General features: G+C 70.9%; 21 protein-coding genes. 14 read left to right on the forward strand and 7 right to left on the reverse strand.

Annotation, left to right across the window (positions count from 1 at the left end):
• Positions 1-245 precede the first annotated feature (245 nt).
• From ACZ4U1_RS29680 to ACZ4U1_RS29720, 9 genes are all read left to right on the forward strand, one after another.
• The gene (locus tag ACZ4U1_RS29680) at positions 246-3,200 is read left to right on the forward strand and encodes a M14 family metallopeptidase (protein WP_467907227.1); all 2,955 of its coding nucleotides are present in this window, start codon (positions 246-248) and stop codon (positions 3,198-3,200) included.
• A 298-nt stretch (positions 3,201-3,498) separates the two neighbouring features.
• Complete coding sequence (gene gap, locus ACZ4U1_RS29685; RefSeq protein WP_023551595.1) at positions 3,499-4,506, forward strand: type I glyceraldehyde-3-phosphate dehydrogenase; 1,008 nt, start codon at positions 3,499-3,501, stop codon at positions 4,504-4,506.
• Positions 4,507-4,642: 136 nt separating this feature from the next.
• Positions 4,643-5,854: a phosphoglycerate kinase gene (locus ACZ4U1_RS29690; RefSeq protein ID WP_467907228.1), complete on the forward strand. Its 1,212-nt coding sequence runs from the start codon at positions 4,643-4,645 to the stop codon at positions 5,852-5,854.
• A 5-nt stretch (positions 5,855-5,859) separates the two neighbouring features.
• Positions 5,860-6,636, forward strand: a complete 777-nt coding sequence (gene tpiA, locus ACZ4U1_RS29695; protein ID WP_467907229.1) for a triose-phosphate isomerase — start codon at positions 5,860-5,862, stop codon at positions 6,634-6,636.
• Positions 6,637-6,749: 113 nt separating this feature from the next.
• Positions 6,750-6,980, forward strand: a complete 231-nt coding sequence (gene secG / locus ACZ4U1_RS29700; protein WP_388754572.1) for a preprotein translocase subunit SecG — start codon at positions 6,750-6,752, stop codon at positions 6,978-6,980.
• A 203-nt stretch (positions 6,981-7,183) separates the two neighbouring features.
• Entirely contained in the window at positions 7,184-7,519 is a 336-nt protein-coding gene (locus tag ACZ4U1_RS29705; RefSeq protein ID WP_003957010.1) for an RNA polymerase-binding protein RbpA, read from the forward strand.
• Positions 7,520-7,642: 123 nt separating this feature from the next.
• Positions 7,643-8,911, forward strand: a complete 1,269-nt coding sequence (locus tag ACZ4U1_RS29710) for an MFS transporter (RefSeq protein WP_467907230.1) — start codon at positions 7,643-7,645, stop codon at positions 8,909-8,911.
• A 52-nt stretch (positions 8,912-8,963) separates the two neighbouring features.
• Entirely contained in the window at positions 8,964-10,616 is a 1,653-nt protein-coding gene (gene pgi, locus ACZ4U1_RS29715) for a glucose-6-phosphate isomerase (protein WP_467907231.1), read from the forward strand.
• Positions 10,617-10,711: 95 nt separating this feature from the next.
• On the forward strand, positions 10,712-11,515 hold the full coding sequence (locus ACZ4U1_RS29720) for a DsbA family protein (protein ID WP_467907232.1): 804 nt from the start codon (positions 10,712-10,714) through the stop codon (positions 11,513-11,515).
• A gap of 7 nt (positions 11,516-11,522) precedes the next feature.
• On the opposite strand, the gene ACZ4U1_RS29725 is transcribed toward ACZ4U1_RS29720, so the two are convergent.
• From ACZ4U1_RS29725 to ACZ4U1_RS29735, 3 genes are read right to left on the reverse strand one after another with little or no spacing between them, the layout of a single operon-like run.
• Complete coding sequence (locus ACZ4U1_RS29725; protein WP_467907323.1) at positions 11,523-13,805, reverse strand: ABC transporter permease; 2,283 nt, start codon at positions 13,803-13,805, stop codon at positions 11,523-11,525.
• 20 nt (positions 13,806-13,825) lie between these two features.
• On the reverse strand, positions 13,826-14,599 hold the full coding sequence (locus ACZ4U1_RS29730; protein ID WP_467907233.1) for an ABC transporter ATP-binding protein: 774 nt from the start codon (positions 14,597-14,599) through the stop codon (positions 13,826-13,828).
• Entirely contained in the window at positions 14,596-15,102 is a 507-nt protein-coding gene (locus tag ACZ4U1_RS29735; RefSeq protein WP_189307724.1) for a PadR family transcriptional regulator, read from the reverse strand. Before ACZ4U1_RS29735 ends, ACZ4U1_RS29730 begins: the two co-directional genes overlap by 4 nt.
• A gap of 123 nt (positions 15,103-15,225) precedes the next feature.
• On the opposite strand from ACZ4U1_RS29735, the gene ACZ4U1_RS29740 reads away from it, so the two are divergent.
• From ACZ4U1_RS29740 to ACZ4U1_RS29760, 5 genes are all read left to right on the forward strand, one after another.
• Positions 15,226-16,497 carry an ABC transporter substrate-binding protein gene (locus ACZ4U1_RS29740; RefSeq protein WP_467907234.1) on the forward strand — a complete coding sequence of 424 codons (1,272 nt, stop codon included), beginning with the start codon at positions 15,226-15,228 and terminating at the stop codon, positions 16,495-16,497.
• A 135-nt stretch (positions 16,498-16,632) separates the two neighbouring features.
• A complete protein-coding gene (locus tag ACZ4U1_RS29745) occupies positions 16,633-18,243 on the forward strand; it encodes a glycoside hydrolase family 13 protein (RefSeq protein ID WP_467907235.1) in 1,611 nt (536 codons plus the stop codon).
• A gap of 32 nt (positions 18,244-18,275) precedes the next feature.
• Positions 18,276-19,601: an ABC transporter substrate-binding protein gene (locus ACZ4U1_RS29750; protein ID WP_467907236.1), complete on the forward strand. Its 1,326-nt coding sequence runs from the start codon at positions 18,276-18,278 to the stop codon at positions 19,599-19,601.
• Between the two features lie 13 nt (positions 19,602-19,614).
• Positions 19,615-20,964: an ABC transporter permease gene (locus tag ACZ4U1_RS29755; protein ID WP_467907237.1), complete on the forward strand. Its 1,350-nt coding sequence runs from the start codon at positions 19,615-19,617 to the stop codon at positions 20,962-20,964.
• A 10-nt stretch (positions 20,965-20,974) separates the two neighbouring features.
• Positions 20,975-21,814, forward strand: coding sequence for a carbohydrate ABC transporter permease (locus tag ACZ4U1_RS29760; RefSeq protein ID WP_467907238.1), 840 nt, complete (start codon positions 20,975-20,977; stop codon positions 21,812-21,814).
• A gap of 47 nt (positions 21,815-21,861) precedes the next feature.
• Here ACZ4U1_RS29760 and pgl read toward each other — a convergent pair whose 3' ends face one another.
• The 4 genes from pgl to tal are packed head-to-tail and all read right to left on the reverse strand — an operon-like array spanning position 21,862 to position 26,351.
• Positions 21,862-22,644: a 6-phosphogluconolactonase gene (pgl, locus tag ACZ4U1_RS29765; RefSeq protein WP_467907239.1), complete on the reverse strand. Its 783-nt coding sequence runs from the start codon at positions 22,642-22,644 to the stop codon at positions 21,862-21,864.
• On the reverse strand, positions 22,641-23,696 hold the full coding sequence (gene opcA, locus ACZ4U1_RS29770) for a glucose-6-phosphate dehydrogenase assembly protein OpcA (RefSeq protein WP_467907240.1): 1,056 nt from the start codon (positions 23,694-23,696) through the stop codon (positions 22,641-22,643). Before opcA ends, pgl begins: the two co-directional genes overlap by 4 nt.
• Positions 23,693-25,231 (reverse strand): glucose-6-phosphate dehydrogenase, encoded by a 1,539-nt coding sequence (gene zwf, locus ACZ4U1_RS29775; RefSeq protein WP_467907241.1) that lies wholly within the window; start codon positions 25,229-25,231, stop codon positions 23,693-23,695. The genes opcA and zwf overlap by 4 nt, the downstream gene beginning before the upstream one ends.
• A gap of 1 nt (position 25,232) precedes the next feature.
• The gene (gene tal, locus ACZ4U1_RS29780; RefSeq protein ID WP_467907242.1) at positions 25,233-26,351 is read right to left on the reverse strand and encodes a transaldolase; all 1,119 of its coding nucleotides are present in this window, start codon (positions 26,349-26,351) and stop codon (positions 25,233-25,235) included.
• Between the last annotated feature and the right edge of the window lie 7 nt (positions 26,352-26,358).

Here is a 26,358-nt window from a genome sequence, read left to right on the forward strand (position 1 = left end):
GGGTGTCGAACGCGTCGCTGCCGTAGTCCGGACGACGCGCCCCCTGGCCGCTGCCGCGGTTCGGACGCGTGTCGAACGCGCCGCTGCCGTCGTCCACACGACGTGTCAACTCGCCGGTGCCGTACTCCCATCGGGTGGTCGGCGCCGGCGTTTGCGTGTCCGTGAGGCGCTCTTGACTCGATCATGGAGTGACATGAGCCTGGCAACCTGTTCGTCGCTGTGGCGGACCACCGCTAGGGGGGTTCATGAGACACAGAGCGAGATCGATCCTCGCTGTCGGCGCGCTTCTGATCGGCGGAGCGAGCCTCGCACCCATCGCCCAGGCACAGAACGGCAGTCCGGCGCCATCCGAGCCGGACGAGGTCAGGGTCTTCCGCGCCGAGGTCACCAAGAAGCAGGTACCCCTGCTGCTCAAGGCGGGCCAGGACGGCCACGAACTCGGTGAGCAGGCGGCCGGAGGCGGCAAGACCCGGGTCGAGGTCTACCTCACCGAGAAGCAGGCCGCGCAGCTGCGGGGGCAGGGCGTCGCCCTCACCGAGCACACCCTGTCGGCCAGGGCGGAGGCACGGGTCGAGGACGCCGCCCAGGGCGTGTTCCGCCCGTACAGCGGCAGCGGCGGACTCAAGGAGGAGATCCTCCGGACCGCCCGGGCCCACCCCGGTCTCACCAAGGTCGAGTCCATCGGCAGGACCGTCAAGGGCCAGGACATCCTCGCGCTCAAACTGACCAGGAACGCGAAGAAGTCGAAGGACGGCTCCAAGCCCGCGGTGCTGTACATGTCGAACCAGCACGCGCGCGAGTGGATCACGCCGGAGATGACCCGGCGTCTGATGCACTACTACCTGGACCACTACGCGAGCGACAAGCGGGTCAGGAAGATCGTCGACTCGACGGAGCTGTGGTTCGTCCTCTCGGCCAACCCGGACGGCTACGACTACACCTTCAAGGACTCCGGCACCCGCCTGTGGCGCAAGAACCTGCGGGACGTCAACGGCGACGGCGTCATCAGCACGGGCGACGGCGTCGACCTCAACCGCAACTTCGCCTACAAGTGGGGCTACGACGACGAGGGTTCGTCCCCCAACCCCACCAGCCAGACCTACCGCGGCGCGAGCCCCGGGTCCGAGCCCGAGACCAAGGCCCTGGACGGCTTCGAGAAGCGCATCGGCTTCACGTACGGCATCAACTACCACTCCGCCGCCGAACTCCTCCTCTACGGCGTCGGCTGGCAGGTGGCCACCCCGACCCCCGACGACGTCCTCTACAAGGCGCTGGCCGGCACCCCCGGCAACTCCGCCGTCCCGGGTTACCACCCGCAGGTCTCCTCGGAGCTGTACACCACCAACGGCGAGGCGGACGGCCACGCGTCGAACGTCAACGGGATGGCGATGTTCACCCCGGAGATGTCGACCTGTCAGACCGCGTCGGACCTGGTCCCGGACGATGCCTGGAAGAGCCAGGACTGCCAGTCGGTCTTCAACTTCCCCGACGACGAGAAGCTGATCCAGCAGGAGTTCGCCAAGAACATCCCGTTCGCGCTCTCCGTCGCCGAGACCGCCGTACACCCCGACGAGCCGGCCTCCTCGGTCGGCCTGAGCGCCGCCGACTTCACCCCGGCCGCGTTCTCCACGTCGTACTCCCGGAGCGCGGACCAGGAGGTCTCGGTCGTCGTCCGCAAGGCGGTCCGGGACAAGGAACTCAAGTACCGCGTCAACGGCGGCCGTACGCGCGACCGGGCGCTCAAGCCCTGGAAGGGCGGGGAGACCTACGGCGGCAGGGACGACCTCTACTTCGGCGAGTACCGCGCCAGGGTGCGGGACGGCGAGCCGGGCGACAAGGTCGAGGTGTGGTTCACCGGCAGGACCAGGGGCGGGAAGAAGGTCTCCAGCGCGCACTTCACCTACACGGTCGCGAAGCGGCCGACGGCCGACACCCTCGTCGTCGCCGAGGAGGGCACGGCCGCCGCGCGGGCGCGGACGTACGTGGACGCGCTGAAGGCTGCCGGGCACCGGGCGCTCGTCTGGGACGTGGCCACGCAGGGCGCGCCGGACGCGCTCGGCGTCCTGAAGCACTTCCGGACGGTCGTGCACTACTCGGGCGCCAACGGCCCCGGCAACGCCACCCAGCTCCAGCTGCGCGCCTACCTCAACGAGGGCGGCAGGCTGATCGAGGCCGGCGAGCTGGCCGGCGGCAGCGTCGACCTCGGCGACGGCACCCTGTCGGACGACTTCAGCCAGTACTACCTGGGGGCCTACAGCCGTACGTCGACCAAGGGGGCCACCGGCTTCACCGGCTCCGGTGCGCTCGGCGGCTTCACCGGCGCCCTCGGTGACGCGCCCGGCAACCCGCTCGACAAGGCCGGTACCTACGGCGTCACCTCCGACGAGCTGCCGGCCGGTAGGTACCCGCAGTTCAAGAGCGCGGGCGCGGGCACCTTCGCCGGCACCGTCAACCCGTACGGGCCGTACACCGGCTCCGCCATGGCCGCCGCCGTGCACACCGACGACGCCTACAAGCGCCTCATCCGCACCATCGACCTCAGGGGTGTCAGTGCGGCCGACAAGCCGGCCCTGAGCACCCGCCTGCTGTGGGACACCGAGTCCGGCTACGACCACGCGGTGGTCGAGGCGCACACCGTGGGCGCCGACGACTGGACGACCCTGCCGGAGACCGGCGGTGCCACCAAGGCGGCCGTGCCCGAGGACTGCGGGGCCGGCTTCCTGATCGGTGAGCACCCCTGGCTGAAGCACTACCTGACGCTCACGGGCAACGCCTGCACCGCGACCGGCACCACCGGTTCCTGGCACAGCCTCACCGGCAGCTCGGGCGGCTGGCAGCAGGTGGGCTTCGACCTGAGCGCGTACGCCGGGAGGTCCGTCGAGGTCTCGATCAGCTACATCACCGACCCCGGCAGCGGCGGGCACGGTGTCCTCGCCGACGACGCCTCGCTGACCGTGGGCGGCGTGGCGAGGGAGACCGAGGGCTTCGAGTCGTCCCTGGGCGCGTGGACGGTGGCCGGACCGCCCGCCGGCAGCCCGGCGGTGCTGAAGGACTGGACGCGCACCGGGACCCTGTTCCAGACGTACGGAGCGGTCACCACGGACGACACCGTGCTGCTCGGTTTCGGCCTGGAGCAGGTGCCGTCGGCCGCCGACAGGGCGACTCTGCTGAGGAAGGCGTTCAGCTCGCTCGACAGGTGAGCGCGACCCCCTCTCAACGGTGCACGGACAAGGCACTCGACAGGTGAGCCGACCCGCTCACGAACGAGTGAAAACGGCGTCAATAACGGGCCGCATTCCGTAACAAATGCGGGTGAAGCCATTGTCGATCCCTGGTGGTCCGTACCCCTACTGGCGGGTACGGACTGCCTGCCCGTGTATGCGGCATCTCGATGTCACTCCGGGGCCCTCAGAGAGGTAGGGTCGGTGGTGGTCGGGGACATCCCAAACAGAGCTCGCCGGCACCGCATGGCCGGCGTACCAACGAGGAGATCGGTTCGTGACGATCCGCGTAGGCATCAACGGCTTCGGCCGCATCGGGCGTAACTACTTCCGCGCGCTGCTGGAGCAGGGGGCGGACATCGAGGTCGTGGCTGTCAACGACCTGGGTGACACCGCGACCACCGCTCACCTGCTGAAGTACGACACGATCCTGGGCCGCCTGAAGCAGGAGGTCTCCCACACCGCCGACACCATCACCGTCGACGGCCACACCATCAAGGTGCTCTCCGAGCGCAACCCGGCCGACATCCCGTGGGGCGAGCTGGGTGTCGACATCGTCATCGAGTCCACCGGCATCTTCACCAAGCGTGAGGACGCGGCCAAGCACCTCGCCGGCGGCGCCAAGAAGGTCCTCATCTCGGCTCCGGCCAAGGACGAGGACATCACCATCGTGATGGGCGTCAACCAGGACAAGTACGACGCGGCCAACCACCACGTCATCTCCAACGCCTCCTGCACCACCAACTGTGTGGCGCCGATGGCGAAGGTCCTGGACGAGAACTTCGGCATCGTCAAGGGTCTGATGACCACGGTGCACGCGTACACGAACGACCAGCGCATCCTGGACTTCCCGCACAAGGACCTGCGCCGCGCCCGTGCCGCCGCCGAGAACATCATCCCGACCACCACCGGTGCCGCCAAGGCCACCGCCCTGGTCCTGCCGCAGCTCAAGGGCAAGCTGGACGGCATCGCCATGCGCGTCCCGGTCCCGACCGGCTCCGTCACCGACCTGGTGGTCGAGCTGGGCCGCGAGGTCACCAAGGAAGAGGTCAACGCCGCCTTCCAGAAGGCCGCCGAGGGTGAGCTGAAGGGCCTCCTCGACTACACCGAGGACCCGATCGTCTCCTCCGACATCGTCAACGCCCCGGCGTCCTGCACCTTCGACTCCTCCCTGACCATGGTCCAGGAGGGCAAGAACGTGAAGGTCATCGGCTGGTACGACAACGAGTGGGGCTACTCCAACCGCCTCGTGGACCTCACGGTCTTCGTCGGCAACCAGCTCTGATCGCTGAAGCAGGACCTCCGAAGTGAGAGCAGGGCCCGTGCAGCGCACCGCCGCGCTGTCCGGGCCCTGTCCCACGTACTGACCACGTCCTTTTACGATCAGGTGCACCACGAGCCCTCCTGTAGGAGTCCACTCAATGAAGACGATCGACGAACTTCTCGCCGACGGCGTGAGCGGCAAGCGGGTCTTCGTCCGCGCCGACCTCAACGTGCCGCTGTCCGACGGGACGATCACCGACGACGGCCGCATCCGTGCCGTCCTGCCCACCGTCAAGGCCCTCGCGGACGCGGGCGCCAAGGTGGTCGTCGCCTCGCACCTGGGCCGCCCCAAGGGCGCCCCGGACCCCGCCTTCTCGCTCGCTCCGGCCGCCTCCCGCCTGGGTGAACTCCTCGGCTCGGCCGTGGCCTTCGCGACCGACACCGTCGGGCAGTCCGCGCAGGACGCCGTCGCCGGCCTCGACGAGGGCCAGGTCGCCGTCCTGGAGAACCTGCGCTTCAACCCCGGTGAGACGTCCAAGGACGACGCCGAGCGCGGCGCCTTCGCCGACCAGCTCGCCGCCCTCGCCGACGTCTACGTCGGTGACGGCTTCGGCGCGGTCCACCGCAAGCACGCCTCGGTCTACGACCTTCCGGCCCGGCTGCCGCACTACGCCGGCCACCTCATCGCCACCGAGGTCGGCGTCCTGAAGAAGCTCACCGAGGACGTCCGGCGCCCCTACGTCGTCGCGCTCGGCGGCGCCAAGGTCTCCGACAAGCTCGCCGTCATCGACCAGCTGCTCGACAAGGCCGACCGCCTGCTCATCGGCGGCGGCATGGCCTACACCTTCCTCAAGGCCAAGGGCTACGAGGTCGGCATCTCCCTCCTCCAGGAGGACCAGATCCCGGCCGTCACCGAGTACATGGAGCGCGCCGAGAAGCAGGGCGTCGAGCTGCTGCTCCCCGTCGACGTCCTGGTCTCCCGGACCTTCCCGGACCTGAAGACCAAGGCGCCCGCCGAGTACACCGTGGTCGACGCGGACAAGATCCCCGCCGACCAGGAGGGCCTGGACATCGGCCCCAAGACCCGAGAGCTGTACGCCTCGAAGCTCGCCGACGCCGCGACCGTCTTCTGGAACGGTCCCATGGGCGTCTTCGAGCACCCCGACTACGCCGAGGGCACCAAGGCGGTCGCCCAGGCCCTCGTCGACGCGGAAGGTTTCACCGTCGTCGGCGGCGGTGACTCCGCCGCGGCCGTGCGCACGCTCGGCTTCGACGAGACCGCATTCGGCCACATCTCGACCGGTGGCGGCGCCTCCCTCGAATACCTCGAGGGCAAGACGCTCCCCGGCCTCGCCGCACTGGAGGACTGACCTCAATGAGCACGCGCACGCCGCTGATGGCGGGCAACTGGAAGATGAACCTCAACCACCTCGAGGCCATCGCACACGTCCAGAAGCTCGCCTTCGCCCTGGCCGACAAGGACTACGAGGCCGTCGAGGTCGCCGTCCTGCCCCCCTTCACCGACCTGCGCTCCGTGCAGACCCTGGTCGACGGCGACAAGCTCAAGATCAAGTACGGCGCCCAGGACATCTCCCAGCACGACTCCGGCGCCTACACCGGCGAGATCTCCGGGCCGATGCTGGCCAAGCTGAAGTGCACCTACGTGGTGATCGGCCACTCCGAGCGGCGCCAGTACCACCACGAGACCGACGACGTGGTCAACGCCAAGGTCAAGGCCGCCTACAAGCACGGCCTCACTCCGATCCTGTGCGTCGGCGAGGAGCTGGACGTCCGCGAGGCGGGCAACCACGTCACCCACACCCTCGCCCAGGTCGAGGGCGGTCTGAAGGACATCCCGGCCGAGCAGGCCGAGACCATCGTGATCGCCTACGAGCCCGTGTGGGCCATCGGCACCGGCAAGGTCTGCGGCGCCGAGGACGCCCAGGAGGTCTGCGCCGCCATCCGCGCCAAGATCGCCGAGCTCTACGCGCAGGACGTGGCCGACAAGGTCCGCATCCAGTACGGCGGCTCCGTGAAGTCGGGCAACGTCGCCGAGATCATGGCCCAGGCCGACATCGACGGCGCCCTGGTCGGCGGTGCCTCGCTGGACGCCGACGAGTTCGTCAAGATCGTGCGCTTCCGCGATCAGTGACACTGCCGTGAGTAGGCGGTAGCGGCGATACGTCGTACTCTTGCGGGGGCACAGCCGAGGTGCTGTGCCCCCGTCGTCCATCCGAATCCGAGGAAGTTGGTCCAGCCGTGGTTTTGGGGTTCTCGATCGCCCTGATCGTCTTCAGCCTGCTGCTGATGCTGCTGGTGCTGATGCACAAGGGAAAGGGCGGCGGCCTCTCCGACATGTTCGGTGGTGGCATGGCGTCGTCCGTCGGCGGCTCCTCGGTCGCCGAGCGCAACCTCGACCGGATCACCATCGTGGTCGGCCTGCTGTGGTTCGCGTGCATCATTGTCCTCGGCATCCTGATGAAGACGAACAGCTGACACTCGAATCGCACATTCCGCTCGTAAAGCCCCATGTTCGGTACGCGCTCCTGAGCGCGGCCTATCATGGGGCTTGCGTCTGGATATGGGAGCCGGTAACTCCAATCACTGGACGCGCGTTGGGCCTTACGTAGACTGAGGCGCTCGCAGCGAAGCGAAACGCCGACTCGCTTCGCGGCACCATCACGCAGGGAGTTACGACCGTGGCAAGTGGCAACGCGATCCGAGGAAGCCGGGTCGGGGCGGGGCCGATGGGCGAGGCCGAGCGCGGCGAGTCCGCGCCGCGTCTGCGCATCTCCTTCTGGTGCTCCAACGGGCACGAGACGCAGCCGAGCTTCGCCAGCGACGCGCAGGTTCCCGACACCTGGGACTGCCCGCGCTGCGGATTCCCGGCCGGCCAGGACCGGGACAACCCGCCGGACCCGCCGCGCACCGAGCCCTACAAGACGCACCTCGCGTACGTGCGGGAGCGGCGCAGCGACGCGGACGGCGAGGCGATCCTCGCCGAGGCGCTCGCCAAACTGCGGGGCGAGATCTAGGAGTTCTCACCGGCCGGGTGCCTGCGGGCGCCTGGCCGGAGCCGTATCCGCCGCTCGACGCCGACCGATTGTCAGTGGTGCCCTCTACGGTTTTCGTGAAGGCGAGAACCGCGAGGGGGAGTTGTGACGGCGACCGGGACGGACGACAGGCGTGCGCCCGCGTGGCGCGGGGGCTTCGGGCGGCTGTGGAGCGCCGCCGTGCTCTCCAGCTTCGGTGACGCACTGCGTACGGCCGCGCTGCCGCTGCTCGCCGCCTCGCTGACCGACCGGCCGCTGCTCATCGCCGCCGTGACCGCCTGTGGGTACCTGCCCTGGATCGTCTTCGGACTGCTCGGCGGAGCGCTCGCCGACCGCGTGGACCAACGCCGGGCGATGTGGACGGTGGACGCGGTACGCGGGCTGCTCGTCGCCTCCTTCGCGGTGGCCGTCGCCCTGGGCCACGCCTCGATCGCCCTGCTCATCGCGCTCGCCTTCACGCTGACCACGCTCCAGACGCTGTTCGACAACGCCGCCACGGCCCTGTTGCCGGCGCTGGTGGACCGGGAAGCCCTCGGCAGTGCCAACGCCCGGCTGATGACCGGGCAGAAGGTCGCCGGCGGCCTGCTGGGGGCGCCTGCCGTACCGGTCCTGGTCGCCGCGGGAGCGGCCGTTCCCTTCGCCGCCGACGCGGCCACCTTCCTCCTGGCCGCCGCGCTGGTCGCCTCCCTGCCGGCCGCCGCACCCGAGCGCGCGCCGAGACCCGCGGGCAGCACCCTGCGCCGGGACATCGCCGACGGGCTGCGCGCCCTGGGGCAGGACCGGGCGTTGCGCGGCCTGTGCGCCTCCACGGCCCTGTGCAACATCGGCATGGGCGCCCTGATCGCCACCCTGGTGGTCCTCGTGACCGGCTGGCTGGACGCGGGCAGCGGCGGATACGCGGCGGCGGTCACCGCGTACACCCTCGGCGGCCTGGCCGGGGGAGTGGCGAACCGGTGGATCTCGCCCGCGCTCGGCGTGCTGCGGACCGTGCTGCTCGCCGGTGCCGCGCAGACCGGCGCCCTCGTCGTCATGGGCACCGTGCGCAGCCTGGACGCGCTGGTGGCGGCCCTCGCGGTCTTCGGGTTCATGGGCATGCTGTGGAACGTCAACAGCACCACCCTGATGCAGCAACGCGCCCCCGCCGACATGCTCGGCCGGGTCGGCTCCGCCTTCCGCACCCTGGCCGTCGCCGGCGCCCCGCTGGGCGCGCTCCTCGGCGGCGCCGTGGCCACGGCCTGGGGCCTCAACACACCGGCCCTGCTCACGGCCGCTTTCTTCGTCCTGTCCGTCATCTCGCTGATACCGGTCCGCAAGGAGGACGTACCTGTCGTTGCACCGGACGACGGCGTCACGACGGCTCACGCCGCGCGGTGATCAATTAGGTTGGAACAGCTGGGACAGGCACGAAAGAAGGCTGAAGTCGGAAATGAACGCAGACGGCCGTACCAGGCTCAACCGGACGCCCGAATGGACCGCTCTCGCCAAGCACCGCGAGGAGCTGGCCGACACCCATCTGAGGGAGCTGTTCGCCGCCGACCCCGCGCGCGGCACCGGATACACGCTCCAGGTCGGCGACCTGTACATCGACTACTCCAAGCACCTGGTCACCGACGAGACGCTGCGGCTGCTGCGCGAGCTGGCGGCGGCGACGGACGTCTTCGGCCTCCGGGACGCCATGTTCCGCGGGGAGCGGATCAACGTCACCGAGAACCGGGCCGTGCTGCACACCGCGCTGCGCGCCCCGCGCGACGCGGTGATCGAGGTCGACGGCGAGAACGTGGTCCCGGCCGTGCACGCCGTGCTCGACAAGATGAGCGACTTCGCCGAGCGGGTCCGCTCCGGCGCCTGGACCGGACACACCGGCAAGCGCATCAAGAACGTGGTCAACGTCGGTATCGGCGGCTCCGACCTCGGTCCCGCGATGGCGTACGAGGTGCTGCGCAGCTTCACCGACCGCGACCTCACCGTCCGCTTCGTCTCCAACGTGGACGGCGCCGACCTGCACGAGGCCACCCGGGACCTCGACCCGGCACAGACGCTGTTCGTCATCGCCTCCAAGACCTTCACCACCATCGAGACCATCACCAACGCCACGTCGGCGCGGAAGTGGCTGCTGGACGCGCTCGGTGACGAGTCCGCGGTGGCCAAGCACTTCGTGGCGCTGTCCACGAACGCCGAGAAAGTCGCCGAGTTCGGTATCGACCCGGACAACATGTTCGAGTTCTGGGACTGGGTCGGCGGGCGGTACTCGTACGACTCCGCGATCGGCCTGTCTCTGATGATCGCCATCGGCCCGGACCGCTTCCGGGAGATGCTGGACGGCTTCCGGATCGTCGACGACCACTTCCGCACCGCGCCCGCCGAAACCAACGTCCCGCTGCTGCTCGGCCTGTTGGGCATCTGGTACGACAACTTCCACGACGCTCAGTCGCACGCCGTGCTGCCGTACAGCCACTACCTCTCCAAGTTCACGGCCTACCTCCAGCAGCTGGACATGGAGTCCAACGGCAAGTACGTCGCCCGGGACGGCAAGCAGGTCGACTGGCAGACCGGGCCGGTGGTGTGGGGCACCCCGGGCACCAACGGGCAGCACGCCTACTACCAGTTGATCCACCAGGGCACCAAGCTGATCCCGGCGGACTTCATCGGCTTCGCCGAGCCGGTCGCCGAGCTGAGCGGTGAACTCAAGTCCCAGCACGACCTGTTGATGGCCAACTTCTTCGCCCAGACCCAGGCGCTCGCCTTCGGCAAGACCGCCGAGGAGGTCCGCGCGGAGGGCGTCGCCGAGGAGCTGGTCCCGCACAAGACCTTCCAGGGCAACCGGCCGACCACCACGATCCTCGCCCGGGAGCTGACCCCGTCGGTGCTCGGCCAGCTCATCGCCCTCTACGAGCACAAGGTGTTCGTGCAGGGCGCGGTGTGGAACATCGACTCCTTCGACCAGTGGGGCGTGGAGCTGGGCAAGGTCCTCGCCAAGCGCGTCGAGCCCGCGCTCACCGAGGGCGCCGACGTCCCCGGCCTGGACGCGTCGACCAAGGCGCTGGTCGCCAAGTACCGGGAGCTGCGCGGCCGGAGCTGAACCGGCCCGGCCACGGGTCACGGTGAACCGCCGCGGCTGTGCGTTCTCCGTGCTGATCACCTAGGGTTCCGCTGATCCAGGGGAGGAAGCACGCAATGATGCGCAGAGGGTTCGCCGCGGCGGTCGCGGTGGCCGTGGTGGGGATGTCGGCGGCGGGCTGCGGCAGCAGACAGGAGCCGTCGGACGACGCGAGGGGCGGCCGTCCGACGGCCACGGCCGAGGAGGACTACGCCGGGCCGGAGGACGTGCCGGAACGGCTCGCGGCGGATGGGACGACCATCGTGGTCGGCGACCCGGACGCCCCGGTGACCGTACGTCTGTACGAGGACCCGCGGTGCCCGGTGTGCGAGGAGTTCGAGATCAGGGGTGGCGCGCCGCAGCTGCACAACGCCGCGGTCCGCCGCGAGGTGAAGATCGAGTACACCCTCGCCTCCTTCCTGGACGACCGGCTCGGCGGCTCCGGGTCCAGGAAGGCGGTCAACGCCCTGCGGGCCGCGCTGGAATCCGGCAGGTTCGCCGAATACCACGACATGCTCTACGCCCACCAGCCCGAGGAGAGCGTCGACGGATTCACGGACGCCTACCTGCTCAAGCTGGCCGGGCGCATCGACGGGCTGCGCGGCCCCGAGTTCGACTCGGCGGTGAAGACCATGAAGTACCGCTCGTTCGTGACCGCGGCCGAGAAGGCGTACGAGCGTGCGGGCGGGGCGGAGGCGCCGAGGGGGCCGGGTACGCCGACGGCGGAGATCAACGACGTGCGCGTCCCGGACGAGTACAACGGCCTGCTCTTCGACGGCCCGATGTTCGGTGAGCTGCTCTCCGACATCGGGGAGAGCCCCGAACTATGGGACGACTCGTTCTTCGAAGACCTGGGCTCCGTGGACTCCGGCTCCGCCTGAACGCGGCTCACGCGACCGCGCTCAGCGTGTCCGCGAGGCGCCGGCGGGCCGCCCGGGACGCGGGCAGGGTGGCCAGTGCCGCCGCCCCCAGCACGGCGGCCGTGCCCAGCAGGAGCAGCGGACCGGGGGAGGGGGACTGGGCGATACCGGCGCCGATGCCGCTGGAACCGCCCTGGGCGTCGATCAGCCGACGGGCCAGCGGCAGCCCCAGCGCCGTACCGGCGACGACCGCGACCAGGGCCGTACAGCTCGTCGCCGTCACGGTGATCGCGGTGATCTGCCGTGGTGACATGCCGATCGCCCGGAGCGCGAGCACGTCCCGTTCGCCCTCGCGGACGCTGCCGCCGATCGCGGTGAGCAGCTCGACCAGCCCGATGAGGGCCAGGACGGCGATCAGGCCGGCGACGACACCGCGCAGCGGGGACAGCCCGTCGGCGGGGTTCGTCACCGGATGCACCTCCAGGTGGCCGCGGCCGGCCGAGGCGAGCGCGGCGGCCACGCGGTGCGGGTCGGCGCCCGGGCGCAGCCGCAGCTCGTAGAAGGCCGGGGCCAGCCGCGGGTCGTTCTCGCGGAGGGTGTCCAGGGAGGTGGTCACGACCCGGCCGGCGTTGCGGGGTTCCAGGGTGCGGCCGACGATGTGCAGGATCTGCGGCCGGTCGCCCACCGTCATCCGCACCCAGTCGCCGACCCGCGCGTGCAGCAGGTCGAGCAGGCCCTGCCCGGCCACCGCCTCGTCCGGTCCCCGCGCGGCGCGGCCCTCGGCGAGGGCGTAGGGGTAGGGCTCGGCGCGGGTGCCGATGCCGCGCAGGGCGATGGTGCCGGTCTGGCCGGGGACCAGCGCGGCCACCTCGACGCCCGGGTAGGCGGCGTCGACCCGGGGGTCACCGGTCAGCACGGCCCGTACGCCGGAGGTGTCCAGGGCGCCGTCCGAGCGGACCGTGAGCGCCGCCGGCAGCCCCACGCGTTCGGGGCTGCTGTGGAGGCGGTCGATGGTGGTCCAGGCGCTGAGCGCCACGACGATCAGCACCAGCGGCAGGGTCAGCCGGGCCACGGTGGCCAGGGAACGGCCGCGTCCCGCGAACGCCTTGTGGCAGCCGAGGACCAGCGCGGCCGGCAGCCGCAGGCCGAGGGCCAGGCGGGCCGGCCCGGTCAGCCGTCCGCCCCCGGGCGCGGCCGGGCGCGGTACCGGAACCGGCGGCACCCGGCCCGCCCGCCAGGCCGCGAGCCCCGTGGTCAGGCCGATGAACAGCACCGCGCCCGCCGGCACCGCGCACAGCGCCAGGGTGTGCCCGGGCAGCCCCTGCCACACCCCGACCGCGTCCCCGAGCCGCCCCGGGACCCGGCTGCCCAGCCCCTCGGTGAGGGCCGCCGCGGCGACGGCACCCAGCAGGGCGTACGCCAGGTGCTGGAGCAGGAAGATCCGTACGACCTGGCCGGGCGTGAAGCCGATCGCCTTCAGCACCGACAGGTCGCGCAGATGCCCGCGGATGCGGGTGGCGATCGCGCCGTGCACCGCGAACCCGGCGGCGACCAGGGCGCCCAGGCCGAACAGCCCGAGCACCTGGCCCAGCAGCCGGCCCGCGCCCTGTGCCTCGGCCCGGGCCTGCTGCCAGGTGGAGACCTCGCCGACCGCGCCGGCGCCCAGCACGGTGACGGCGCGCTGGACGGCGTAGTCCGTGTCGGCCGGGTCGCCGAGCCGCAGCCCGACGACCTGGCCGGCCGGGGCGCGCACCGCCGACGGCAGCGCCCAGACCAGTCCGGGCTGCTCGCCGGGGTGGTACGGGGGTTCGGCGCTGTCCGCGATGCCCTCGACGGTGAGGGTGCGGGCCGTGCCGGGCAGGGTCAGGGTGTCGCCGGGCTCGGCCAGCAGGGCGCGGGCCAGGCTGCTCTCCAGCACCACGCCGTCCGGCGCGGCCGTATCCAGCCAGCGCCCGGCGGTGAGCAGGGGCCGGCCGACGGAGGGCAGGTCCGGGGTGCCGCGCAGTTCCACGGCGGCGCGGGTGCCGCGGGCGGCGACGGTGGCGGACTCGGTGCGGTAGGGGCCGGCGACGGAGCTGACGCCGTCGAGCCGGGCCAGCTTCCCGGCGTCGGCGGACCGCGCGGTGTGCAGCCACACATGGGCTCCGCGTGCCTCGGCGAAGGTCCGCTCCCAGGGGTTCGTGGCATAGCCGAACAGGGCGGTGGCCAGCAGCAGCGAGGCGACGATGCCGGCGGTCGCCAGCACCAGGAACAGCGCCTCGCCGCGGTGGGTGCGCAGGTCGGAGTGGGCCCAGCGCAGGGTGGCTCGCACGTCCCTCAGGTCCAGCACGGTCAGTCCCTCAGCTCCAGCACCCCGGAGATGCCGGCACGGCGGGGCGGCGGGGCGCCGTCCAGGGTCGCGTCGTCGGCTATGCGGCCGTCGAAGAAGCTGATCACCCGGTCCGCGGCGCTGGCCAGCCGGGCGTCGTGGGTGACGAGGACGATGCTCTGCCCGCGTCCGTGGAAGCGGGTCAGCAGCCGCATCACCTCGCGGGTGCCCTTGCTGTCCAGGCTGCCGGCGGGCTCGTCCGCGAGCAGCAGCGGCGGATGGTTGACCAGCGCCCGGGCGAGCGCCACCCGCTGCTGTTCGCCGCCGGACAGCTCGCCCGGCATGCTGCGCTCCTTGCCCTCCAGGCCCAGCTCGGCCAGGAGCGCCTCCCGCTCGGCGCGCGCCTTCTTCGGCGGGACGCCGGCCAGCAGGGCGGGCAGTTCGACGTTGTCGGCGACGGACAGGTTCGACACCAGGTTGAAGAACTGGAAGACGAACCCGATGGCCTTCCTGCGCTCCACCGCCCAGCGGGCCTCGCTGAAGGAGTCGGTGCACCGGCCGTCGAGCCAGACGCTGCCCCGGTCCGGCCGCTGGAGCCCGCCGAGCAGGTGCAGCAGCGTGGACTTGCCGGCCCCGGACGGCCCGGTGATCGCCACGAACTCGCCCCGGGCCACGCTCAGGTCCACCCCGCGTACGGCGTGCGCGGGCGCGCCCTCGCCGTGGTGGGTCTTGACCAGGCCCTCGGCCCGGAGAACCGGAGTGTTCTCGGCCCGCAGAACCGGAGTGTCCTCGCTCATTCCAGTTCCTCCTGGCACCGCTCCAGCCAGTCGAGGTCGGCCTGCAGGTGCAGCATCGCGCCCTCGATCAGCAGATGGGCGATTCGGTTGTCCCGGCTCTCGGCCGCGGCCAGCTTCGACAGGTTGCGCATGGTGTTGAGGTACTGGCGCCGCTGCTTGTTGATGAGGGCGATCTGGTCGGCGAGACCGGTCTGCGGGGCGAGGGCGAGCTTCATGAAGAACTCGTCCCGCACCCGCGGCTCGTCCTCGGTCTCCTCGAACCAGGCGCGCAGCGCCTCACGCCCGGCGTCGGTGAGCTGGTAGACCTTCTTGTTGGGCCGGCTGGACTGCTCGACGTCCTCGCCCTCGATCAGCCCGGACTTCTCCAGGCGGCCGAGGGTGACGTAGATCTGGCCGACGTTCGGCTGAGGGTACGCGGCGCCCAGCAGTTGCTCAAGGTCCTGCTTCAGCTCGTAGCCGTGGGCCGGGCCGCGGGCGAGGAGTGCCAGGAGGTGCAGGCGCACTCGTGCTGTCCTCCTGTCTGCTCCATGTGCTCCACGCCCTAGTATCGCGCATACCTAACGGGTATACATGGCCTCTGTCCCCGGGCGAGGGTGCCCGGGGTGCCGGTGTACAGGGAGGAACCTATGCGGTGGATACACACCGCCGGTAGGGGCCTTCTCGTTCTCGTCGTGATCCTGGCCGGGTACGTCGCCTCCGGCGCCCGTGCCGACGAGGCCGGCGGAGGCGGCCGCGGCCCGCTCACCCTGGCCACCGCCGGCGACCTGACCGGCTATCTCGGTCCGCTGCTCAAGGGCTGGAACCGCACTCATCCCGGCGAGCGGGTCACCCTGGTCGAGCTGCCGGACTCCGCCGACGAGACGCACGCGCAGATGACGACCGACCTGCGCGGCGGCGACCGGGGCCGGTTCGACGTGCTGAACATCGACGTCGACTGGACGTCCGAGTTCGCGGCGGCCGGCTGGATCCGCCCGCTGCCCCGCGACCGTTTCCCGCTGGACAGCTTCCTGCCGCCGGTCGTGGACACGGCGACGTACGACGGACGGCTGTACGCGGTCCCGTACGTCACGAACGCCGGACTTCTCCTGTATCGCAAGGACATTCTCGACAAGGAGGGCGTGTCCCCGCCGCACACCTGGGCCGAGCTGGAGCGCGATGCGAAGACCCTCGCGCCGAAGTACGGACTCGACGGTTACGCGGGACAGTTCCTGCCGTACGAGGGCCTCACCGTGAACGCGGCCGAGGCGGTGTACTCGGCGGGCGGCACCATCCTCGGCGGCGAGGGCACCCGTGTCACCGTCGACTCGGCCGCCGCCCGCGAGGGCATCGGCTTCCTCGCCCGGGGTGTCCGCGAGGGGTGGATCCCGAAGCGGGCGCTGACGTACAAGGAGGAGGAGTCCAAGCAGGCCTTCCAGGACGGCAGGCTGCTCTTCCTGCGCAACTGGCCCTATGCCTACGCCGTCGCCTCGGAACCGGGCTCCAAGGTCGCCGGGAAGATCGGCGCCGTACCGCTGCCGGGTCCGGACGGACCGGGGACCAGCGTCCTCGGCGGCTCCAACCTCGCGGTCAACACCCATGCCCGGCACCCGGACTCCGCCGCGCGCCTGATCGCCTATCTCACCAGCGCGCCCGTGCAGCGCCAGGTGCTCACCCGGGGCGCGCTGCCGCCCGTGCGGGCCGCGCTGTACGAAGACCCCGCCCTCGTCAGGCGCTTCCCCTATCTGGCGACCCTGCGCACGGCCGTCCTCACCGCCCGGCCGCGCCCCAAGAGCCCGCACTACGACCAGGTGAGCCTGGCCGTGCAGGCGGTCGTGCAGGACGCGCTCACCGGGCGCCAGACGCCCGGGCAGGCCGTGCGCCGGCTGGCACGCGAACTCGACGCCATCGCCCGTCGCTAGTTACTTGTTAGGTAACGCGGACATCTCAACTGGGGTCCGAGTGTCCCGGTAAGTCCTGAATTGCCACCCCAACTCTCCAGTAACCACTGTTCTTTTCGTTGACATCGTCGCGACACGCCTACCTAACATGCATGCATGTTGAGTAAGTACCACTGGTGGCGAGACGCCGTGATCTACCAGGTCTACGTCCGCAGCTTCCTGGACAGCACCGGCGACGGCATCGGTGATCTCGCGGGCGTCCGGGCCGGACTGCCGTACCTGAAGAAGCTCGGCGTCGACGGGATCTGGCTGAGCCCGTTCTACCCCTCGCCGCAGCACGACCACGGCTACGACGTGGCCGACTATCGCGACGTCGACCCGGTCTTCGGCGACCTCGCCGAGTTCGACCTGCTGATGTCGGCGGCCCGGCGGCTCGGCATCAGGGTGCTGCTCGACATCGTCCCCAACCACTGCTCCAGCGAGCACCCGTGGTTCCGCGAGGCGCTGGCCGGCCCGCCCGGCAGCCCGGCCCGCGCCCGCTTCCACTTCGCCGACGGCCGCGGCCCCGACGGCAGCGAGCCGCCCAACAACTGGCACGCCATGTTCGGCGGCCCGGCCTGGACCAGGGTCGCCGACGGCCAGTGGTACCTGCACATGTTCACGCCCGAGCAGCCCGACTGGAACTGGCGCAACCCCGAGATCCCCGACGAGTTCGACCGGGTCCTGCGGTTCTGGCTGGACCGGGGCGTGGACGGCTTCCGCATCGACGTCGCCGCCGGCCTCTTCAAACACCCCGAGCTGCCCGACTCCGACGACCCGGAGGCCGACGCCCGCACCCGCGACTCGGTCAACCCGCTCGCCTGGAACCAGCCCGAGGTGCACGAGGTGTGGCGCCGCTGGCGCTCCATATGCGACGAGTACGCCGACCGGGACGGCCGCGAGCGCCTGCTCGTCGGCGAGGTCTCCGTCCCCACCGCCCGCGAACACGCTCTGTACGTCCGCCCCGACGAACTCCACCAGGCCTTCTTCTTCGACCTGCTCGGCGCCCCCTGGGACGCCGACGCCTTCCGCAAGGTCATCTCCGAGGCCATGCAGGACATCGCCGGCACCGGCTCCACGGTCACCTGGGTCCTCAACAACCACGACCAGGTCCGCACCGTTACCCGCTACGGCGAACCCGCTCCCGGGGGCAGCGGCCTCGGCGCCGCCCGCGCCCGCGCCGCCGCGCTGCTGATGCTGGCGCTGCCCGGAGCCGCGTACATCTACCAGGGCGAGGAGCTGGGCCTGCCCGAGGTCGTCGACCTGCCCGACGACGTGCTCACCGACCCGATCTTCCGGCGCACCGGAAGCCGCGCCCGGATCCGCGACGGCTGCCGGGTGCCGCTGCCCTGGTCCGGGCAGGCCTCCCCGTTCGGCTTCACCTCCGGCGCGGAGGGCGCCAAGCCCTGGCTGCCGCAGCCCGACTACTTCGCCGAGTACGCCACCGACCGCGCCCTCGCCGACACCCGCTCCTTCTGGCACCTGTACCGGGACGGCCTGCAACTGCGCAAATCCCTGCCCCAGTTGGGCGAGGGACCGCTGGAGTGGCTGGACAGCCCGCCGGGCGTGCTCGCCTTCACCCGCGGCGACGGCCTGGTCTGCGCGGTCAACTTCGGTACGGCGGGCGCCCCCGCGCCGGTCTCCGGCACCCCCCTGCTCTCCAGCGGCCCCTGCCCGCCCGGCGTCCTGCCCGGCGCCACGGCGGCCTGGTGGCTGAACGACCTCTGATCACCCCTCCTCGAAGGAAAGGTCCGTCAACGATGATGCGACGACGCACGACCCTGCTCACCGGCTGCACCGCCCTCGCCCTCGCCCTCGGCGCCACCGCCTGCGGCGGCGGTGACGTCTCCGCGGGCGGCGGCGACAAGGCGCTCAGCGGCCAGACCGTCACCGTGGCCGGCGTCTGGTCCGGCAGCGAGCAGAAGAACTTCCAGAAGGTGCTGGACGCCTTCACCGAGAAGACCGGCGCCAAGACCCAGTTCGTGTCGACCGGCGACAACGTCTCCACGGTCGTCGGCAGCAAGATCGAGGGCGGCAACGCGCCCGACGTCGTGATGGTCCCGCAGGTCGGCGTCCTGCAGCAGTTCGCGAAGAAGGGCTGGCTCAAGCCGCTCTCGCCGACCGCCCGGCAGACCATCGACGCCGACTACGCGCCCGTGTGGAAGACGTACGGCAGCGTCGACGGCGCCCTCTACGGCCTCTACTTCAAGGCCGCCCACAAGTCCACGGTCTGGTACAGCCCCGACGCCCTCGCCCAGGCCGGGGTCAAGCCCCCGAAGACGTACGACGAGCTGCTCAAGGCCGGGCACACCGTCTCCGACTCCGGCCTCGCCGCCTTCGCCGTCGCCGGACAGGACGGCTGGACCCTGACCGACTGGTTCGAGAACGTCTACCTCTCCCAGGCCGGCCCCGAGAAGTACGACGCCCTCGCCGCCCACAAGCTCAAGTGGACCGACCCCACGGTGGTGAAGGCGCTCACCACCCTCGGCAAGCTCTTCAAGGACAGGCAACTCGTCGCCGGCGGCCAGAAGGAGGCCCTCAACACCGACTTCCCCGGCTCGGTGGAGAAGGTGTTCGGCCCCAAGCCGGAGGCCGGCATGGTCTACGAGGGCGACTTCGTCGCCGGCGTCGCGCACGACCAGTTCGGCAAGGCCATCGGCAAGGACGCGGACTTCTTCCCCTTCCCCGCGGTCGACGGCGGCACCGCACCCGTGGTCAGCGGCGGTGACGCGGCCGTCGTGCTCAAGGACGGCAAGAACGCCAAGGCCGGCATGAAGCTCCTGGAGTACCTGGCCACCCCCGAGGCCGCGGCCGTCTGGGCGAAGGCCGGCGGCTTCCTGTCCCCGAACAAGAAGCTCGACCTCGCCTCCTACGGCGACGACGTCACCCGCGCCACCGCCAAGTCCCTCGTCGGCGCAGGGGACTCCGTCCGCTTCGACATGTCCGACCAGGCCCCGGCGGCCTTCGGCGGCACCAAGGGCACCGGCGAGTGGAAGCTGCTCCAGGACTTCCTGCGCGACCCCTCCGACCCGAAGGGCACCGCGGCGAAGCTCGAAGCCGCGGCGGCCAAGGCCTACCAGGACTGAGCGGCAGCACACCATGACCGCCACCACCGCTTCGAAACAGCAGGCGGGCCCGCGGGCCGCCGGCCCGGCGCCGGTGCGCCGCGGCCGGCGGCGCGGCCGGCTGATCGCCCTGCTCTTCGTCTTCCCCGCGCTGCTCCTGCTCGGCGCGCTCGTCGTCTACCCGGTGCTGTTCTCCGTCGGCCGCAGCTTCTTCGACGCCTCCGGCACCCGGTTCGTCGGCGGCGACAACTACACCGAGATGTTCCGCGACCCGGCCACCCTCAAGGCCATCCGCAACACCACCATCTGGGTCGTCGTCGCCCCCGCCCTGCTCACCGGCCTCGGCCTCATCCTGGCCGTCCTGGTGGAGAAGGTCCGCTGGGCGACCGCGTTCAAGCTGCTGCTCTTCATGCCGATGGCGGTGTCCTTCCTCGCCGCCGGCATCATCTTCCGGCTCGCCTACGACGAGGACCCCGACAAGGGCGTGCTGAACGCGGCCGTCGTCTCCGTCCACGACGCGTTCCAGGGCACGTCGACCTACCCGACGGCGCGCGGCCGCACCGGACTGCTCACCCAGGACCACGACGGCTCCTACCGTACGACCGCCCACCCGGGCCGGCCGGTGACGCTCCCGATGGTCGGCGTCCTGCCCAAGGACCTGCCCGCCGAGGCCCGGACCGCCGCACCGGCCCCGCGGAAGGCCGGACCCGACGAGCTGCGCGGTGTCGTCTACCTGGACTTCACCCCGGGCGGGGGAGGGAAGCAGGGCGAGGTCGACCCCGAGGAGAGCGGCCTGCCGGGCATGAAGGTCGAGGCGGTGCGCGACGGAGAGACGGTCGCGAGCACGACGACCGCCGCCGACGGCTCCTTCCGCTTCACCGGGCTGCACGACGGCTCGTACACGGTGAAGCTCCCGAAGTCGAACTTCGCCCCGCCCTACCAGGGTGTCTCCTGGCTCGGCCCGACCCTCGTCACCCCGGCGATCATCGGCGCCTACCTGTGGATCTGGACGGGCTTCGCGATGGTCCTGATCGGCGCGGGCCTTGCCACGCTCCCGCGTGACACGCTGGAGGCCGCCCGGATGGACGGCGCCAACGAGTGGCAGATCTTCCGCCGGATCACCGTGCCGCTGCTCGCGCCCGTGCTCACCGTGGTCTTCGTGACCCTGGTGATCAACGTGATGAAGGTCTTCGACCTCGTCTACATCATCGCGCCCGGCCCGGTGCAGGAGGACGCCACCGTCCTCGCCACCCAGATGTGGCTGGTCTCCTTCGGCGGCGGCAACGACCAGGGCCTCGGCAGCGCCCTCGGCGTGCTCCTGCTGCTGCTGGTGATCCCCGCGATGGTCTTCAACGTCCGCCGCTTCCGCAACAGTCAACGATGAGGAGTCAGCGATGAACGCGATCAGGAGAGGCCTGGGCAGCGCCCTGGTGCAGGCGTTCCTGGTGGTGATCGGCCTGGTCTGGCTGACCCCGCTGGCGGGCCTGTTCCTGTCCTCCCTCCGCTCGGCCCAGGACACCGCCAAGGGCGGCTGGTGGACGGCGCTGGCCGGCCCCGGCCAGCTGTCCTTCGACAACTACGCGGCGCTGCTGAAGAACGCCGGCATCACCCAGGCCTTCTGGAACACCGTGCTGATCTCGGTGCCGGCCACCACCCTGGTCGTCGTCATCGCGGCCCTCGCCGGATACGCCTTCGCCTGGCTGGACTTCCCCCTCCGGGAACCGCTGTTCCTGCTGGTGGTGGCCCTGTTGGTGGTGCCGGTGCAGATCGGGCTGCTCCCCGTCGCCAAACTCTTCGGCCAACTGGGCCTGTTCGGCACGATCCCGGGAGTCGTCCTCTTCCACGTCGCCTACGGCCTCCCCTTCGCCGTCTTCCTGCTCCGCAACTACTTCGCGGAGATACCGAAGGAGATGCTGGAGGCGGCCCGTATGGACGGCGGCAGCGAGTGGCGCATCTTCACCCGGCTCGTCCTGCCGGTGGGCCGCCCGGCGATCGCCTCGCTCGCCATCTTCCAGTTCCTGTGGGTCTGGAACGACATGCTGGTCGCCCTCCTCTTCGCCGACAGCTCTGCCCAGCCGCTGACCGTGGAACTCCAGTCCCAGATCCGCCAGTTCGGCAGCAACATCGACGTCCTGGCCCCGGGCGCCTTCCTGTCCCTGATCGTGCCGGTGGTGGTGTTCTTCGCCTTCCAGCGGCACTTCGTGCAGGGCGTGATGGCGGGATCGGTGAAATAGGAGCGGCGGGGGCCGAAACCCCCGCCGCGACTACCCACGCCCGAACGTCACGGAGACGCCGGCGGATACAGCGACCTCGGCAGCTGGGAGGCCGCCGCCGAGTCCAGCAGCCACAGCGTGCGGGAGCGGCCGTAGGCGCCCGCTGCCGGGGCCTGGATCTCGCCCGCGCCCGACAGGGCGATGGCCGCGGCCTCCGCCTTGTCCTCGCCGGCCGCGAGGAGCCAGACCTCGCGGGCCGCGCGGATCGCCGGGAGGGTGAGGGAGATCCGGGTCGGCGGGGGCTTGGGGGCGCCGTGGACGCCGACCACCGTGCGCTCCGTCTCCCGGACCGCGGGCAGCTCGGGGAAGAGCGAGGCCACATGGGTGTCCGGGCCGACGCCCAGCATCAGGACGTCGAACGTCGGCACCGAGCCGTGGTTCTCGGGGCCGGCCGCCTTCGCCAGCTCCGCCGCGTACGCCTCCGCCGCCGCGTCGACGTCCGCGCCGTACGGGCCGTCGGAGGCGGGCATGGCGTGCACGCGCTCCGGGTCCAGCGGCACGGAGTCCAGCAGGGCCTCGCGGGCCTGCGTGACATTGCGCTCGGGGTCGCCCTCAGGGAGATAGCGCTCGTCGCCCCACCACAGGTCGAGGCGGCCCCAGTCGATGGCGTCCCGGGCGGGAGCCGCCGCCAGCGCGGCCAGCAGGCCGTTGCCGTTGCGGCCGCCCGTGAGGACCACGGACGCGGTGCCCCGGGAGGCCTGCGCGTCCACGATCTTCGTGATCAGGCGGGCCGCGGCGGCCTGCGCCATCAGCTCCTTGTCGTGGTGGACGACCAGCTGCGGAGTGCTCACTTCGCCGCCGCCTTCCTCGCCGGTGCCTTCTTCGCGGTCTTGGCCGCCGCCTTCTTGGCCGGCGCCTTGGCCGCTTCCTCCTCGGGCTCGGGCTCGGCCACCGGCTCCTTGACGGACTGTTCCGGAACCGTGTTCAGCCGCTCCACACCGAAGCGCAGCGCCGACGCGTAGGTGTCGTCCGGGTCCAGCCGGCGCAGCTCCTCCGCGATCAGCTCGGCCGTGTCCCGCCGCTTCAGCGCCACCGCGCGGGCCGGCTGGCCCTCGATGGACAGCGTGGCCAGCGAGCCGTCGGCCCGGTCCAGCACGATCGGGCCCTGGCTGGTGTCCATGCGGACCGCCGTCAGACCGGGGCCCGACGACAGCGAACGCCTCACGGGCACGTCCAGCCGGTCCGCGAGCCACATCGCCAGCAGCTCACAGCTCGGGTTGAACTCCTCGCCCTCGACCTCGACGGCCTTCACCTCACAGGTGACCTGGTCGAGCGCCGCCGCGAGCATGGAACGCCACGGCGTGATCCTCGTCCAGGACAGATCGGTGTCGCCGGGCGTGTAGGCCGCGGCGCGGGCCGACAGCTCCCGCACCGGCTGCTCGGAGGCGTAGCTGTCGGTGACCCGGCGCTGGGCGAGCGCGCCCAGCGGGTCCTTCGCCGGGTCGAGCGGGGCGTTCACCGGCCACCACACGACCACCGGGGCGTCCGGCAGCAGCAGCGGCAGGACCACCGAGTCGGCGTGGTCGACCGCCTCGCCGTACAGCCGCAGGACGACCGTCTCGCCGGTGCCCGCGTCCGCGCCCACCCGCACCTCGGCGTCCAGACGCGAGGTCGTGCGGTCGCGCGGCGAGCGGGAGACCCGCTTGATCACCACGAGCGTGCGCGAGGGGTGCTCGCGCGAGGCGTCGTTGGCGGCCTTCAGGGCGTCGTAGGCGTTCTCCTCGTCGGTGACGATGACGAGGGTCAGGACCATGCCGACGGCGGGCGTGCCGATGGCGCGGCGGCCCTGCACGAGCGCCTTGTTGATCTCTCCGGCGGTGGTGTCGGTCAGGTCTATCTTCATGGCCGGCGCCAGCTCCGTCCGTCTCGTGCGAGCATCTCGTCCGCCTCCACGGGACCCCAGGTGCCCGACTTGTACTGCGCGGGCCTGCCGTGCTGGTCCCAGTACTCCTCGATCGGGTCGAGGATCTTCCAGGACAGCTCGACCTCCTCCGTGCGCGGGAAGAGATTGGCGTCGCCCAGCAGCACGTCCAGGATGAGCCGCTCGTACGCCTCCGGGCTGGACTCCGTGAACGACTCGCCGTAGGCGAAGTCCATCGAGACGTCCCGGATCTCCATCGAGGTGCCCGGCACCTTGGAGCCGAAGCGGACCGTGACGCCCTCGTCCGGCTGGACCCGGATGACGATCGCGTTCTGGCCCAGTTCCTCGGTGGCCGTGGTGTCGAAGGGGGAGTGCGGGGCCCGCTGGAAGACGACCGCGATCTCCGTCACGCGGCGGCCGAGGCGCTTGCCGGTGCGCAGATAGAAGGGGACGCCCGCCCAGCGGCGGTTGTCGATCTCCAGCTTGACCGCGGCGTAGGTGTCGGTCTTCGACTTCGGGTCGATGCCCTCCTCTTCGAGGTAGCCGATGACCTTCTCGCCGCCCTGCCAGCCCGCCGCGTACTGCCCGCGCACGGTGTTGGCGCCCAGGTCCTTCGGCAGCCGGACGGCGCCGAGCACCTTCTCCTTCTCCGCGGCCAGCGCGTCCGCGTCGAAGGAGGCGGGCTCCTCCATCGCGGTGAGCGCCATCAGCTGGAGCAGGTGGTTCTGGATGACGTCCCGGGCGGCGCCGATGCCGTCGTAGTAGCCGGCCCGGCCGCCGATGCCGATGTCCTCGGCCATCGTGATCTGGACGTGGTCCACGAAGGACCGGTTCCAGATCGGCTCGAACATCGTGTTGGCGAAGCGCAGCGCCAGGATGTTCTGGACGGTCTCCTTGCCCAGGTAGTGGTCGATCCGGAACACCTGGTCCGGCTCGAACACCTCGTGCACGACCTTGTTCAGCTCCTCGGCCGACGCGAGGTCGTGGCCGAACGGCTTCTCGATGACCGCGCGCCGCCAGGAACCGCCGGTCTGGTCGGCCAGGCCGTGCTTCTTCAGCTGCTGGATGACCACCGGGAAGGAACGCGGCGGCACCGACAGGTAGAAGGCGAAGTTGCCGCCCGTGCCCTGTGCCTTGTCCAGCTCCTCGATGGTGGCGCGCAGCCGCTCGAACGCCTCGTCGTCGTCGAAGGTGCCCTGGACGAAGCGCATCCCCTGGATGAGCTGCTGCCAGACCTCCTCACGGAACGGAGTGCGAGAGTGTTCCTTCACCGCGTCGTGGACGACCTCGGCGAAGTCCTCGTGCTCCCAGTCGCGGCGGGCGAAGCCCACCAGCGAGAACCCCGGCGGCAGCAGACCCCGGTTGGCGAGGTCGTACACCGCGGGCATCAGCTTCTTGCGCGACAGGTCGCCCGTGACGCCGAAGATGACCAGGCCCGACGGCCCCGCGATGCGCGGGAGCCGTCGGTCGGCCGGGTCACGAAGCGGGTTCGCTCCGGAACCGGAAACGGGTGACAACTCAGCCCTCCGAAGGGGCGAGGCGTTCGAGCTCCGCCTGAGTGGACTTGAGCAGGTCGTTCCAGGACGCCTCGAACTTCTCGACGCCCTCGTCCTCCAGCACCTGCACGACGTCGTCGTACGCGATGCCGAGCTTCTCCAGCGCGTCGAGGTCGGCACGGGCCTGCTCGTAGGTGCCGGCGATGGTGTCGCCGGTGATCTCACCGTGGTCGTCGGTGGCCTCCAGCGTGGCCTCCGGCATGGTGTTGACCGTGTTCGCGGCGACCAGCTCGGTGACGTACAGGGTGTCCGGGTACGCCGGGTCCTTCACGCCGGTCGACGCCCACAGCGGACGCTGCTTGTTGGCGCCCGCGTTCTCCAGCGCGCTCCAGCGGTCGGAGGAGAAGACCTCCTCGTACGCCTGGTAGGCGAGGCGCGCGTTGGCGACGGCGGCCTTGCCGCGCAGCGCCTTGGCCTCGTCGGTGCCGATGCCGTCCAGCCGCTTGTCGATCTCGGTGTCCACGCGGGACACGAAGAAGGACGCCACGGAGTGGATCTTCGACAGGTCGAGACCCCGCTCCTTCGCCTTCTCCAGGCCGGAGAGGTACGCGTCCATGACGGCCCGGTAGCGCTCCAGCGAGAAGATCAGCGTGACGTTGACGCTGATGCCCAGGCCGATCGTCTCGGCGATCGCCGGCAGACCCGCCTGGGTGGCCGGGATCTTGATCAGGGTGTTGGGGCGGTCCACCAGCCAGGCCAGCTGCTTGGCCTCGGCGACGGTCGCCTTGGTGTTGTGCGCCAGGCGCGGGTCGACCTCGATGGAGACCCGGCCGTCCTGGCCGTTCGTCGCGTCGAAGACCGGGCGCAGGATGTCGGCGGCGTCGCGGACGTCCGCCGTCGTGATCATGCGGATGGCCTCTTCGACGGTGACCTTGCGGGCGGCGAGGTCCGACAGCTGCTGGTCGTAGCCGTCGCCCTGCGAGATCGCCTTCTGGAAGATCGTCGGGTTGGTGGTGACGCCCACGACGTGCTGCTGGTCGATCAGCTCGGCGAGGTTGCCGGACGTGATCCGCTTGCGCGACAGGTCGTCCAGCCAGATCGCGACGCCTTCCTCGGAGAGGCGCTTGAGTGCGTCTGTCATGGAATTA

The sequence above is a fragment of the Streptomyces sp. NPDC028928 genome (assembly GCF_055564915.1).